General features: G+C 54.6%; 13 protein-coding genes. 8 read left to right on the forward strand and 5 right to left on the reverse strand.

The annotated features are described in order from the left end of the window. Positions 1–104 precede the first annotated feature (104 nt). A complete protein-coding gene (gene cpxA, locus OGY07_RS01545; protein WP_042292539.1) occupies positions 105–1,478 on the reverse strand; it encodes an envelope stress sensor histidine kinase CpxA in 1,374 nt (457 codons plus the stop codon). Continuing rightward, positions 1,475–2,173, reverse strand: a complete 699-nt coding sequence (gene cpxR / locus OGY07_RS01550) for an envelope stress response regulator transcription factor CpxR (RefSeq protein WP_042292540.1) — start codon at positions 2,171–2,173, stop codon at positions 1,475–1,477. The genes cpxA and cpxR overlap by 4 nt, the downstream gene beginning before the upstream one ends. 150 nt (positions 2,174–2,323) lie before the next feature. Between cpxR and cpxP the strand changes: the two genes are divergently transcribed. The 7 genes from cpxP to OGY07_RS01585 all read left to right on the forward strand — a co-directional run bounded on the left by cpxP (position 2,324) and on the right by OGY07_RS01585 (position 9,991). After that, positions 2,324–2,824: a cell-envelope stress modulator CpxP gene (gene cpxP / locus OGY07_RS01555; protein WP_042292543.1), complete on the forward strand. Its 501-nt coding sequence runs from the start codon at positions 2,324–2,326 to the stop codon at positions 2,822–2,824. Positions 2,825–2,972: 148 nt separating this feature from the next. Next, positions 2,973–3,875: a CDF family cation-efflux transporter FieF gene (gene fieF, locus OGY07_RS01560; protein WP_042292546.1), complete on the forward strand. Its 903-nt coding sequence runs from the start codon at positions 2,973–2,975 to the stop codon at positions 3,873–3,875. 185 nt (positions 3,876–4,060) lie between these two features. Then, positions 4,061–5,023, forward strand: coding sequence for a 6-phosphofructokinase (pfkA, locus tag OGY07_RS01565; protein ID WP_042292548.1), 963 nt, complete (start codon positions 4,061–4,063; stop codon positions 5,021–5,023). A 162-nt stretch (positions 5,024–5,185) separates the two neighbouring features. Then, positions 5,186–6,175 carry a sulfate ABC transporter substrate-binding protein gene (locus tag OGY07_RS01570; protein WP_286598278.1) on the forward strand — a complete coding sequence of 330 codons (990 nt, stop codon included), beginning with the start codon at positions 5,186–5,188 and terminating at the stop codon, positions 6,173–6,175. A 102-nt stretch (positions 6,176–6,277) separates the two neighbouring features. Further along, positions 6,278–7,027, forward strand: coding sequence for a CDP-diacylglycerol diphosphatase (locus OGY07_RS01575; RefSeq protein WP_286598280.1), 750 nt, complete (start codon positions 6,278–6,280; stop codon positions 7,025–7,027). A gap of 73 nt (positions 7,028–7,100) precedes the next feature. Further along, positions 7,101–8,405: an SLC13 family permease gene (locus OGY07_RS01580; RefSeq protein ID WP_042292554.1), complete on the forward strand. Its 1,305-nt coding sequence runs from the start codon at positions 7,101–7,103 to the stop codon at positions 8,403–8,405. 113 nt (positions 8,406–8,518) lie between these two features. Beyond that, on the forward strand, positions 8,519–9,991 hold the full coding sequence (locus tag OGY07_RS01585; RefSeq protein ID WP_042292556.1) for a DASS family sodium-coupled anion symporter: 1,473 nt from the start codon (positions 8,519–8,521) through the stop codon (positions 9,989–9,991). Positions 9,992–10,032: 41 nt separating this feature from the next. On the opposite strand, the gene tpiA is transcribed toward OGY07_RS01585, so the two are convergent. Both tpiA and OGY07_RS01595 read right to left on the reverse strand, forming a co-directional pair. Next, positions 10,033–10,800, reverse strand: coding sequence for a triose-phosphate isomerase (tpiA, locus tag OGY07_RS01590; protein ID WP_060571000.1), 768 nt, complete (start codon positions 10,798–10,800; stop codon positions 10,033–10,035). Positions 10,801–10,911: 111 nt separating this feature from the next. Further along, on the reverse strand, positions 10,912–11,508 hold the full coding sequence (locus tag OGY07_RS01595) for a YiiQ family protein (protein WP_042292561.1): 597 nt from the start codon (positions 11,506–11,508) through the stop codon (positions 10,912–10,914). A 100-nt stretch (positions 11,509–11,608) separates the two neighbouring features. Between OGY07_RS01595 and OGY07_RS01600 the strand changes: the two genes are divergently transcribed. Further along, the gene (locus OGY07_RS01600; protein ID WP_181822229.1) at positions 11,609–12,037 is read left to right on the forward strand and encodes a DUF805 domain-containing protein; all 429 of its coding nucleotides are present in this window, start codon (positions 11,609–11,611) and stop codon (positions 12,035–12,037) included. A gap of 42 nt (positions 12,038–12,079) precedes the next feature. On the opposite strand, the gene fpr is transcribed toward OGY07_RS01600, so the two are convergent. After that, positions 12,080–12,826 (reverse strand): ferredoxin--NADP(+) reductase, encoded by a 747-nt coding sequence (fpr, locus tag OGY07_RS01605; protein WP_042292566.1) that lies wholly within the window; start codon positions 12,824–12,826, stop codon positions 12,080–12,082. Between the last annotated feature and the right edge of the window lie 7 nt (positions 12,827–12,833).

A 12,833-nucleotide genomic window follows, 5' to 3' on the forward strand; every position in this document is an offset into this window, starting at 1 on the left:
CAACGAAACGTGCCTGATGGCGTTGCTTAACAAGACCTACGGGCATACAAGGATGTGCAGGCCGGACAAGACGTTTTCGTCGCCGTCCGGCACGACAACGTGAGTTACGAACGCTTATACAGCGGCAGCCAGATCACCAGCCGTAGCCCACCGAGCGGGCTGTCTTCGGCTTTCACCCAGCCACGGTGCTGTTGAATTGCAGTTTCAACAATCGCCAGCCCCAGTCCTGTTCCGCCAGATTCGCGATCGCGCGCTTCGTCTGTCCGGTAAAACGGCCGGAAGATTTGTTCCCGGTCTTCTGGGCTAACGCCCGGCCCGTCGTCATCCACCGTGATCGTAATGCCGTCTTTATCCACCGCGAAGCCAACTTCGATCTTCGTATGGGAATAGCGCAGCGCGTTACGAACGATATTTTCCAGCGCGCTTTCCAGCGCGTTCGGGTTGCCATACAGCGGCCAGGGTCCCGGCGGGAAGTTCACCGTGAACGATTTACCCATCTGCTCAGCTTCAAAGGCGGCGTTATCCAACACCTCACCCCACAGCTGATTTGCTTTCATCGTTTCGCTGACCAGCGCGTTTTTCTGCTGATTGCGCGACATCACTAACAGGTCGTTGATCATGCTATCCAGACGCTGTGCTTCGGTCTCGATGCGCTCAAGCTCTTTGCTTTCGCCGCTGCGGCGGCGCAACAGCGCGGTGCCCAGCTGCAGGCGAGTGAGCGGCGTTCTCAGCTCATGCGAGATATCCGACAGCAGACGCTGTTGGGTGGTCATCATGCGTTCCAGCGCGGTCACCATCTGGTTGAAACTGGCCCCTGCTGCAAGGAATTCCTGCGGGCCAGCTTCCAGCTCCGGATGCTGACGCAGGTTACCCTGGGCCACCTCATCCGCCGCGTTTTTCAGCTTGCGCGCTGGTTTCGCCAGGCTCCAGGCCAGCCACAGCAGCAGTGGCGAACTCACCAGCATGGTGACAATCAACAACAACAATGGGCGGTCAAACAGCAGGTTAATAAAATCGGATTGGGAATTGCTGGCCGGCCGAATCAGGTAAAGCTGGTAGTTATCTTCGCCGTCTCTCACCGAGAACGGCCCTACCATCTCTACGCGACCATACTTTTTCTTCTGCGGATGATCGGCGTTATCCGCCTGACCAATGAAGTTACGAATGATCTGCATTTCACTGCGTTCTGCGCCGATCACCCGTCCTTCGGTGGTCACAAGCAATAACCGCTGTCCCGGCGGCGCCCACTTGTCTATCGCGCGGAACAAGCGACGCCACCACATCAAATCATTGGGTGGATCGTTCGCAAGTTCAGCTTCTACGTGTTGCTCTATCATCAACCCCTGGCGCTGTTCGCTGTCCAGCAGCTCGGTCATTTGACGCGAGTCGAGCTTGGGCAACATCAGTACCAGCATCAACACCAGCGCCAGCGTCAACCAGAAGATGGCAAAGATGCGCGCGGTTAAGCTCCCTATCATGAAGCGGAGACCATCAGATAGCCGCGACCACGCAGGGTTTTAAACCACGGATGCCCGTCTTTACGTTCCGGCAGCTTGCGGCGCAGGTTCGAGATATGCATATCAATAGCGCGGTCGAATGGCGTCAGGCGTTTACCCAGCACTTCCTGGCTTAAATGTTCACGCGAGACCACCTGCCCAAGATGCTGCGCCAGCAGGTAAAGCAGGGTGAACTCGGTGCCGGTGAGCTCCAGGGTCTGGCCGTCAAAGCTGGCCTCCTGGCGGCCCGGATTCAGGCTCAGCGCGTCGACTTCCAGCGTCGGCGAGCCGTTATCGCTGCTCTGCTGCTGTTCGCTCCAGTGTGAACGGCGCAGAATCGCGCGGATACGCGCAACCAGTTCGCGGTCGTTAAACGGTTTGGGTAAATAATCATCTGCGCCCAGCTCAAGGCCGAGAACGCGATCCAGTTCGCTGCCGCGGGCGGTCAGCATAATTACGGGGGTCTGGTGTGTCTGACGAAGCGCTTTCAGCGTATCGATACCGTTTTTCTTCGGCATCATCACATCAAGCAAAAGTAAATCGATGCTGTCGTCCAGAAGCTCCAGCGCCTGTTCCCCATCATGGGCAACCAGCACCGTGAAGCCTTCCATTTCGAGCAGTTCCTTTAAAAGGGATGTCAACTCTCGGTCATCATCAACTAACAGGATTTTATTCATTGTTTACGTACCTCCGAGGCAGAAATTACGACATCAAGCGCCGCTAATCCATGACTTTACGTTGTTTTACACCCCCTGACGCATGTTTGCAGCCCGAATCGTAGACTGTCTCTCGTTGAATCGCGACAGAAAAGATTTTGGGAGCAAGTGATGCGCAAAGTTACCGCTGCCGTCATGGCCTCAACGCTGGCACTCAGTACATTGAGCCATGCTGCTGAAGTCGTTACAGGCGATAACTGGCACCCGGGCGAACCTTCGGCGCCGCGCACTGTACAAAGCCATATGTTTGACGGCATAAGTTTAACCGAACATCAACGTCAACAGATGCGAGATCTGATGCAACAGGCCCGGCACGAACAGCCTCCTGTTAATGTTAGCGAAATGGAGACAATGCATCGCCTTGTCACCGCAGAAAAATTTGATGAAAACGCTGTACGCGCTCAGGCAGAAAAAATGGCGCAGGCCCAGGTTGCCCGACAGGTCGAAATGGCTAAAGTCCGCAATCAGATGTATCGCCTGCTTACGCCCGAGCAACAAGCGGTTTTAAACGAGAAACATCAACAACGAATGGAGCAGTTGCGCGACGTGACGCAATGGCAAAAAAGTTCATCGTTGAAGTTATTGAGTAGTAGCAACTCACGTTCCCAGTAACAAACCCTGTTTTCCTTGCCATAGACACCATCCCTGTCTTCCCCCACATGATGTGGGGGTTTTTTTTGCCTGAAAATTGTCATCGTCATATTCCATTACTGTTTATCGCCTTCCGTTATACTACCGGCATGTAAAGGCAGGAGTGTTTATGAATCAATCTTATGGGCGGTTAGTCAGCCGGGCCGCGATCGCCGCGACGGTGATGGCATCGCTGTTACTTTTGATCAAAATTTTTGCGTGGTGGTACACCGGGTCAGTAAGTATTCTGGCTGCGCTTGTCGATTCGCTGGTGGATATCGCCGCGTCGCTCACCAACCTGTTAGTGGTGCGCTATTCGCTGCAACCGGCGGACGATGAACACACATTTGGACACGGAAAAGCGGAATCGCTGGCCGCGCTGGCGCAAAGCATGTTTATTTCCGGTTCGGCGCTGTTTCTGTTTTTGACCGGCATTCAGCATCTGATCACACCTACGCCAATGAATGAGCCCGGCGTAGGGGTAATCGTGACGATTATCGCCCTGATATCGACGATTATGCTGGTCACGTTTCAGCGCTGGGTGGTGAAACGGACGCAAAGCCAGGCGGTGCGGGCGGATATGCTTCATTATCAGTCTGATGTTATGATGAACGGCGCTATTCTCGTGGCGCTCGGGCTTGCCTGGTACGGTTGGCATCGTGCGGATGCGTTGTTTGCATTAGGGATTGGCATCTATATTTTATATAGCGCCTTACGTATGGGCTATGATGCAGTGCAGTCGTTGCTGGATCGCGCCTTACCCGATGATGAACGTCAGGAAATTATTGAAATCGTGACCTCCTGGCCGGGCGTCAGCGGTGCTCACGATCTACGAACGCGGCAGTCAGGGCCGACCCGCTTTATTCAGATTCATTTGGAAATGGAAGATAATCTCCCGCTCGTTCAGGCGCATTTGGTGGCTGAACAGGTAGAGCAGGCGATTTTGCGGCGTTTTCCAGGGTCGGATGTGATTATTCATCAGGATCCCTGTTCTGTCGTCCCCAGGGAAGGCAAACGGTTTGAGCTTTCGTAAGTGTTGGTAAAAAAAGAGAGCCAGGCCCGCATTTTGTGTATAAATTACCGCCATTTGGCCTGACCTGAATCAATTCAGCAGGGAGCGATTGTTATACTATTTGCATATTCGTTGGATCGTCTCGATGTGCAGAATCGACTTCCGGCAACAGATTTCAATTTGCATTCCAAAGTTCAGAGGTAGTCATGATTAAGAAAATCGGTGTGTTGACAAGCGGCGGTGATGCGCCGGGCATGAACGCAGCAATCCGTGGTGTGGTGCGCGCAGCACTGACGGAAGGACTGGAAGTCATGGGCATTTATGATGGCTACTTGGGTCTGTATGAAGACCGCATGGTGCAGCTTGACCGTTACAGCGTGTCCGACATGATCAACCGTGGCGGTACTTTCCTGGGCTCCGCGCGCTTCCCGGAATTCCGTGACGAAAACATCCGCGCCGTGGCTATCGAAAACCTGAAAAAACGGGGGATCGACGCGCTGGTGGTTATCGGCGGCGACGGTTCCTACATGGGGGCGAAACGCCTGACTGAAATGGGTTTCCCATGCATCGGTCTGCCGGGCACTATCGATAACGATATCAAAGGCACCGACTATACCATTGGTTATTTCACCGCTCTGGGTACCGTGGTAGAAGCCATTGACCGTCTGCGCGACACCTCGTCTTCCCACCAGCGTATCTCCATCGTTGAAGTGATGGGCCGTTACTGCGGCGACCTGACGCTGGCAGCGGCTATTGCCGGTGGCTGCGAATTTGTGGTGGTGCCGGAAGTGGAATTCAGCCGTGACGATCTGGTTGCTGAGATCAAAGCCGGTATCGCGAAAGGTAAAAAACACGCCATCGTCGCGATCACTGAGCATATGTGTGATGTCGATGAACTGGCGCATTACATCGAGAAAGAGACAGGCCGTGAAACCCGTGCAACCGTTCTGGGCCACATTCAGCGTGGGGGTTCGCCGGTGCCTTATGACCGGATCCTGGCTTCCCGCATGGGCGCGTACGCCATTGAGCTGCTGCTGGAAGGCTTTGGCGGTCGTTGCGTTGGCATTCAGAACGAAAAACTGGTGCACCATGACATCATCGACGCAATTGAGAACATGAAGCGTCCGTTTAAAGGTGACTGGCTGGACTGCGCGAAGAAACTGTACTAACGCGTGTACCGCAGACTGCCGGCTGGCAGTCTGCGTTGATCAGACAAATTCCCCGTTTTTCATATTCCCCCAAGTTATAGCCAATCTTTTTTTATTCTTTAATGTTTGAATGCATTTCTGGCACGCTTTCTTCATCACAACACAGCATAAGAGAGTTGGGCGATGAACAAATGGTGCGTGGGGTTAACATTATTGCTGGCATCGACCAGCGTTCTGGCAAAGGATATTCAGTTACTTAACGTGTCTTATGATCCAACCCGTGAGCTGTACGAGCAGTACAATAAAGCGTTTAGCGCCCACTGGAAGCAGGAGACGGGCGATAATGTGGTGATCCGCCAGTCTCACGGTGGTTCCGGCAAACAGGCCACGTCGGTGATAAACGGTATCGAAGCCGATGTGGTGACGCTGGCGCTGGCCTATGACGTTGATGCTATTGCCGAACGGGGCCGCATTGATAAAAACTGGATCAAACGCCTGCCGGACAACTCTGCACCGTATACCTCCACCATTGTTTTCCTTGTTCGTAAAGGCAACCCCAAACAAATCCGTGACTGGAGCGATCTGGTCAAGCCGGGCGTTTCGGTGATTACCCCAAATCCAAAAAGCTCTGGCGGGGCGCGCTGGAACTATCTGGCGGCCTGGGGCTACGCGCTGCATCACAACAATAACGACCAGGCCAAAGCCCAGGCGTTCGTGAAAGCGCTGTATAAAAACGTGGAAGTGCTGGATTCCGGCGCACGCGGTTCAACTAACACCTTCGTTGAGCGCGGCATTGGCGACGTACTGATCGCCTGGGAGAACGAAGCGTTGCTGGCTGCCAACGAACTGGGCAAAGATAAATTCGAAATTGTGACGCCTGGCGAATCGATCCTCGCCGAACCGACCGTCTCCATCGTCGACAAAGTGGTGGATAAAAAGGGAACACAGACGGTCGCGGAAGCTTACCTGAAATACCTGTACTCGCCGGAAGGCCAGGCGATCGCCGCGAAAAACTACTACCGTCCGCGCGATGCGGAGGTGGCGAAGAAATATGAAAATGTCTTTCCGAAGCTAAAGCTGTTTACCATTGATGACGTCTTCGGCGGCTGGACGAAAGCGCAGAAAGACCATTTCTCGAATGGCGGCACGTTCGATCAGATCAGTAAACGTTAATCTGTGTGTTGAGCATCGGCCCGGGGCAATTGCCGCCGGGCTTTTTTATTTGTCATCATTTTGCGTTACTCTTGCAGGTCGTTTAGATACAGGGAACGCGTCATGAAAAAAATCGTTTATGGATTGCTGGCACTGCTGGTGTTTGTTGCCGCTGCGGGTGTGGGTTACTGGAAATTTATGCGTAATCCTGACGCATTACGCGACATCGTTTTTGAGCAATGTCTGCCAAACCAACTGCAGCGGCAAAATCCGGCGCCGTGTGCCGAAGTAAAACCCGATGCCGGTTACGTGGTGTTCAAAGACCGCAACGGTCCGCTGCAATATCTCCTGATGCCAACGTATCGCATCAACGGTACAGAAAGTCCGTTACTGACCGAGCCGTACACGCCCAATTTTTTCTGGCTGGCCTGGCAGGCGCGCAGCTTTATGAGCCAGAAGTACGGTAAGGAGATACCGGACAGCGCCGTTTCCTTGACGATAAACTCACGTACCGGGCGGACACAGAACCATTTCCACATCCATATCTCCTGCCTGCGTCCCGATGTTCGCGCGCAGTTGGACGCAAATCTCGCGAATGTCAGTACCCGTTGGCTCCCCCTGCCAGGCGGATTGCGCGGACATGTGTATCTGGCGCGTCGTGTGACCGAAAGCGAACTGGCGCAGCGTAGTCCGTTTATGATGCTGGCGGAAGAAGTGCCGGACGCGCGTGACCATATGGGAAGCTATGCGTTGGCGATGGCTCGCCAGAGCGATAACGCGTTTGTTTTACTGGCGACGCAACGCAATCTGCTCACGCTGAACCGTGCCTCGGCAGAGGAAATTCAGGATCATCAGTGTGATATTCTCCGCTAGCCCCTGCTAATCTGTCATTTACTCGACCTGCCTGTCCCCGTATTCTTGATGAAAAAAACGACAGGAGACAGGCATGTCGCTCTGGCTTTCGCATCCCCTTTTTCTTCCTTCGCTGGTGATTGGCATCACCATTCTGCTCTGGGCAACCTCGCTGTTGCCGGAGTTCATCACCGCACTGCTGTTCTTTACCGTGGCGATGATGGCAAAGATCGCGCCGCCGGACGTCATCTTCGGTGGTTTTGCTTCGTCGGCGTTCTGGCTGGTGTTCAGCGGTTTTGTACTTGGCGTGGCGATCCGGAAAACGGGGCTGGCAGACCGGGCGGCGAGGGCACTGTCTTCAAGATTGACCGACTCCTGGCCACTAATGGTGGCGAGCGTGGTGCTACTGAGCTACGCGCTGGCCTTTGTGATGCCGTCTAACATGGGGCGCATCGCACTGTTGATGCCTGTCGTCGCGGCGATGGCGAAGCGTGCCGGAATTAAGGACGGAACCCGCGCATGGTACGGCCTGGCGCTTGCTGTCGGTTTCGGCACTTTCCAGCTTTCTGCCACGATACTACCGGCTAACGTGCCGAATCTGGTGATGAGCGGCGCGGCGGAAGGCGCATACGGCATCCATCTCAATTATCTCCCCTATCTGCTTCTGCACACGCCGGTATTGGGCTGGTTGAAAGGCGCTTTGCTCATTGTACTGATCTGCGGATTATTTCCAGGCAAGCCTCAGGCGCCGCGCGAATTAACGCCGCCTGAGCCGATGAGTCGCGCCGAAAAACGGTTGGCCTGGATGTTAGCGGTGGTGCTGGTGATGTGGGTTAGTGAGAGCTGGCACGGTATTGGTCCTGCATGGACAGGACTGGCGGCGGCGGTGATAACCTTGCTGCCGCGTATCGGTTTTATCAGCGGAGACGAGTTTGCCTCGGGCGTGAACTTCCGTACCTGCCTGTACGTTGCAGGCATACTTGGGCTGGCGATGACCGTCACGCAAACGGGGATTGGCGATGCGGTGGGTGAGGCGCTCCTGCACGTCATGCCGCTCGATCCGCAGGCGCCGTTTACCAGCTTCCTCGCATTGACCGGCATTACCACCGCGCTCAACTTCATTATGACCGCTAATGGTGTCCCGGCGCTTTACACCACACTGGCGCAGAGCTTCTCTGAGGCCACCGGTTTTCCGCTTCTGTCGGTGATTATGATTCAGGTACTGGGTTATTCCACTCCGCTGTTGCCGTATCAGGCGTCACCGATAGTGGTGGCGATGGCGTTAGGGAAGGTACCGGCAAGGGCAGGCATGTTGCTATGTATCGCACTGGCGCTGGCAACTTATTTTGTGCTGCTCCCATTGGATTACGCCTGGTTCAGCGTGCTGGGGAAATTATAGTTTCATTATGGTGTTAATTTTTTGTTTTGTGAGATGGTGAATTGTTTTATATGGAGCGATGGCGGTTAATAGCGAAGCGCTGATTTGCGCACTGGAAACTCAAGGACAGATTCATGGACAGATTAACCCCCATCCGCTGTTGGCCTGCCATCATCTCGCTTGTGATTACGCTGACAATCTGGTTTGTTATCCCTTGCCCACCTGAGGTCACCCCAGAGGCGTGGCACCTGTTGGCGTTGTTTATCGGCACGATTGCGGCAATTATCGGTAAAGCAATGCCGATTGGCGCTATCGCAGTTGTGGCGATTATGCTGGTGGCAATGACCGGTGTTACCAATCCGGGTAAACCTTCGGCAGCGCTTAATGATGCGTTAAGCGGCTTTTCAAACCAGCTGATCTGGTTAATTGGCCTGTCGATCATGCTGTCGCAAAGTCTGTTGAAAACCGGGCTGGGCGCGCGCATTGGCTACGGATTTATTGCGCTGTTTGGTAAAAGAACGCTGGGTATCGCCTGGGCGCTCACCCTCGCTGAAACGCTGATTGCGCCAGTCACGCCGAGCAATACCGCGCGCGGCGGCGGCATTATTCATCCGGTGATGCGGGCCATTGCGGAAAGCCTCGGCTCGCAGCCGGGAAACAGTGAAAATGGCTCCACGGGACGCTATCTCGCGCTGGTGAACTACAACATTAACCCGATCAGTTCTGCGATGTTTATCACCGCAACCGCGCCTAACCCGCTAATTGTCAGCTTTCTGCTGAAGGGAACGGATGGGGTACTGAATATGACCTGGGGGATGTGGGCTATTGCCGCGCTGCTTCCTGCGGTCGTATCACTGGTCGTGATGCCCATTGTTATCTGGTGGCTCTATCCGCCCGCGATTACGCGCACGCCGAATGCGCCGCAGTTCGCGCGGGAAAAACTGGATGCGCTTGGTCCGCTCTCGCTGGCGGAAAAAATCACCCTGGCGGTTTTCATTTTGTTGCTCTGCCTGTGGGCGGGTGTTCCTGCGATGCTCATGGGCAGCGGCTGGACTGTTAATCCCACCAGTGCCGCGTTAATTGGCTTATCGATTTTGTTGCTGACCGGCGTATTAAGCTGGGACGATATGCTTAAGTGTCGTGGGGCATGGGATACTATCGTCTGGTTTGCCGCACTGGTGATGATGGCGGATTTTCTCAGTAAGCTGGGTCTGGTGGGCTGGCTGGCGACCAGCGTCGGAAGCGCCATTGACCATCTCGGCGTTCACTGGAGCATCGCGACGCTTTTGCTGATTCTGCTTTACGTCTACTCGCACTACTTTTTTGCCAGCACCACTGCGCATATTACAGCGATGTTTGCTGCGTTCTTCGCCGCGGGATTAGGCCTTGGCGCGCCACCCGCACTGCTTGGGCTGATGCTCGGTTTTTCATCCTCTCTGATGATGTCGCTCACGCACTATGGTACGGGCACTGCGCCTATCATCTTTGGATCGGGCTATGTCACGCTGGCGGAATGGTGGAAAACGGGGCTGGTCATGAGTGTGGTCAATCTGACCATCTGGGGAGTGACTGGTGCCTTCTGGTGGCGCTGGCTGGGTTACTGGTAAAGCGATAGTGACGGGAGGAGAGGTCCTCCCGTCCTGACAACTTACGCCTGTTTAGCCGCTTCTGCCGCTTTTACGATGACAGCGAAAGCATCCGCTTTCAGAGAAGCACCGCCAACCAGCGCGCCGTCGATGTCCGGCTGAGCGAACAGTTCCGCCGCGTTGGACGCGTTTACGGAACCGCCGTACTGGATGATGACCTGCTCAGCGATTTTCGCGTCCGCTTTGGCAATGTGGTCACGGATAAACTTATGCACCGCCTGTGCCTGCGCAGGCGTCGCTGATTTACCGGTACCGATAGCCCATACCGGCTCGTACGCGATGACCGCGCCTTCGAACGCTGCTGCGCCCTGGGTTTTCAGCACGGCGTCGATCTGACGTGCGCACACTTCTTCGGTTTTGCCTGCTTCGTTTTCGGCTTCGGTTTCACCGATGCACAGAACTGGCGTCAGGCCCTGTTCTTTCAGTACGGCGAATTTTTTCGCGATCAGCTCGTCAGACTCTTTATGGTAAGTACGACGCTCAGAGTGGCCGATAATGATGTACTGCGCGCCGATGTCTTTCAGCATTTCAGCGGAAGTTTCACCGGTGAATGCGCCAGACAGGTTCAGGTCAACGTTCTGCGCGCCCAGAATGATGTGGCTACCGGCCGCGGCCTGCTTCGCCAGATCGATATACATTTCCGGCGGAGCGATCGCAACCGCACAGCCAGCAACGCCAGCCAGCTCTTTACGCAGGTTAGCCACCAGCTCGTTTACCATATGGCGGCTGCCGTTCAGTTTCCAGTTACCCATCACTAAAGGATGTCGCATTGTAATTCTCCACGCTTTGTCAGCGAATTAAGGAAGATGGCCACTCTTGCGAGCAGCATGGTCTGTGAAACAGTATAGAGATTTTCCCCTGAGAGGCTTTGCTTTTTATCACTAATTAAGCCCCTCAAGGTCCTCAGATAACGCCAGCTTAATCGGTTCAACCGCGAAGGTCAGCCCCTTTTCGCCGTTATCTGCCACAACATAGCGAATTGCGCCTTCGGTTTCGGCGTAGTAGCGTTTATTTTTTCCTGCGGCGAGCAGTTTTTGCAGCTTTTTCTGGCTTTGTTCTTTGGTCAGCAGTGGTGCGACGGTGCGGATCACGGCCGTCATGTACTCCAGCGCTTTCGCTTTCGCCGCTTTTTGTTCCGGCCCCTGGATCGGCAGCCAGGTGATCTGCATACTCTTGATCTTCAACGTTCCCCGCTCAAGGGCGGTAGAAGCGTACAGATTCTCGTTAATTTTGCTGGCTGCGCGGGTGAGATTGGCTTTATCGCGACTGCTGTCGATAGAACGGAATTCGTTTAACGGAAGCTTTGGGTTCTGTTGGTTAAAGTTTTCGCGAAACTGGCTGATAGAGAGATCAAATGTTGGCGCTCCGGCAAGCAAGTATGGTGCTGTGGGGGCGACCAGAGGCTCCGCCGACAGCGCGGTCACGCTGAACGTCATCGCTGAAAATAACATTAAAAACAGTGAACATCCTGGCTTCATCAATCTTACCTTTCGTTATGACTGCTCACGATTAAAACGATAACCGTCTGGCTTGTCAAAAGGGTAAACTGTCGGCGTTTTCTATTTTAAAGGAACTTACATGACCATACAGCAGTGGTTATTCTCATTTAAAGGGCGTATTGGCCGCCGTGATTTCTGGATCTGGATGGTTCTGTGGCTTGTCGGCATGGTGGTCCTGTTTTCGCTGGCGAGCCAGTCGTTGCTCGATATCCAAACCGCGGCGTTTTGCCTGGTCTGCCTGCTCTGGCCGACGGCGGCGGTGACAGTAAAACGCCTTCACGACCGTGGGCGTTCCGGACTGTGGGCGCTCTTGATGATTCTGGCGTGGATGTTGTTGGCTGGAAACTGGGCAATCCTGCCAGGTATGTGGCAATGGGCGGTGGGGCGCTTTGTACCGACGCTGATTCTTATCATGATGATTATCGATCTGGGCGCGTTTATCGGCACCCAGGGGGAAAATAAGTTCGGCAAAGACACCCAGGACGTTAAGTATAAAGCGGAACGGTAAACAGCAGGCCGGATCCGGCGATGTCGCCCTCCGGCAAAATATTCACCAGTAGTGCTCTGCGGTCATATGACCTGGGCGACGACGCAAGTGTTTGCTCATCTGCCGGGTTTCTTTCAACAACTGCTGGGTATCGCGCACCATCTGCGGGTTACCGCAGAGCATCACATGGCTGGTCTCTTTATCTATCGGTAGCCCGATGGCTTTTTCCAGCTCGCCGCTTTCAATGAGCGCCGGAACGCGACCGGTTAACGAACCAGCGACGGTTTCCCGACTGACCACCGTCTGGATCCGCAGCTTGCCTTCATACCGTTTTTGCAGTTCCTGCATGAGCGGTAAATAGCTTAAATCGGCGGCGTAGCGCGCGGCATGGACCAGCACCAGATTTTTAAAGCGGTCCAGATCTTTTCCCCACTGCAGAATCGACAGATACGGGCCAATGGCGGTGCCGGTCGCCAGCATCCACAGCGTGTCGCAGTCGGGGATCTCCTCCAGCACAAAGAAACCTGCGGCTTCACTCACCACCAGGACTTCATCGCCGGGCTTCAGCGCCGCCAGACGCGGGCTTAGCTTGCCGTCGGGAACGGTGACGAGGTAAAACTCCAGATCCGGGTTATCGGGGGCATTCACGTAGGAGTAAGCGCGCTGGACGCGCTCGCCGTCAATCTCCAGCCCAAGCTTGGTAAACTGACCGGCGGTAAAAGGATGAACGGGGGCGTGGACGGTCAGACTAAACAGGGCATCGGTCCAGTTCTGTACCTTCGTGACTTTGCCTGTTACCCAATCTGCCATGGTTTTC

The sequence above is a fragment of the Citrobacter sp. Cs237 genome (assembly GCF_030332325.1).
GTDB lineage: Bacteria > Pseudomonadota > Gammaproteobacteria > Enterobacterales > Enterobacteriaceae > Citrobacter_A > Citrobacter_A sedlakii.

What these genes read in the sequence shown, in the direction of transcription:
- cpxA (WP_042292539.1), bottom strand. Translation starts at nt 1,478, where the DNA reads ATGATAGGGAGCTTAACCGCGCGCATCTTTGCCATCTTCTGGTTGACG.
- cpxR (WP_042292540.1), bottom strand. Translation starts at nt 2,173, where the DNA reads ATGAATAAAATCCTGTTAGTTGATGATGACCGAGAGTTGACATCCCTT.
- cpxP (WP_042292543.1), top strand. Translation starts at nt 2,324, where the DNA reads ATGCGCAAAGTTACCGCTGCCGTCATGGCCTCAACGCTGGCACTCAGT.
- fieF (WP_042292546.1), top strand. Translation starts at nt 2,973, where the DNA reads ATGAATCAATCTTATGGGCGGTTAGTCAGCCGGGCCGCGATCGCCGCG.
- pfkA (WP_042292548.1), top strand. Translation starts at nt 4,061, where the DNA reads ATGATTAAGAAAATCGGTGTGTTGACAAGCGGCGGTGATGCGCCGGGC.
- OGY07_RS01570 (WP_286598278.1), top strand. Translation starts at nt 5,186, where the DNA reads ATGAACAAATGGTGCGTGGGGTTAACATTATTGCTGGCATCGACCAGC.
- OGY07_RS01575 (WP_286598280.1), top strand. Translation starts at nt 6,278, where the DNA reads ATGAAAAAAATCGTTTATGGATTGCTGGCACTGCTGGTGTTTGTTGCC.
- OGY07_RS01580 (WP_042292554.1), top strand. Translation starts at nt 7,101, where the DNA reads ATGTCGCTCTGGCTTTCGCATCCCCTTTTTCTTCCTTCGCTGGTGATT.
- OGY07_RS01585 (WP_042292556.1), top strand. Translation starts at nt 8,519, where the DNA reads ATGGACAGATTAACCCCCATCCGCTGTTGGCCTGCCATCATCTCGCTT.
- tpiA (WP_060571000.1), bottom strand. Translation starts at nt 10,800, where the DNA reads ATGCGACATCCTTTAGTGATGGGTAACTGGAAACTGAACGGCAGCCGC.
- OGY07_RS01595 (WP_042292561.1), bottom strand. Translation starts at nt 11,508, where the DNA reads ATGAAGCCAGGATGTTCACTGTTTTTAATGTTATTTTCAGCGATGACG.
- OGY07_RS01600 (WP_181822229.1), top strand. Translation starts at nt 11,609, where the DNA reads ATGACCATACAGCAGTGGTTATTCTCATTTAAAGGGCGTATTGGCCGC.
- fpr (WP_042292566.1), bottom strand. Translation starts at nt 12,826, where the DNA reads ATGGCAGATTGGGTAACAGGCAAAGTCACGAAGGTACAGAACTGGACC.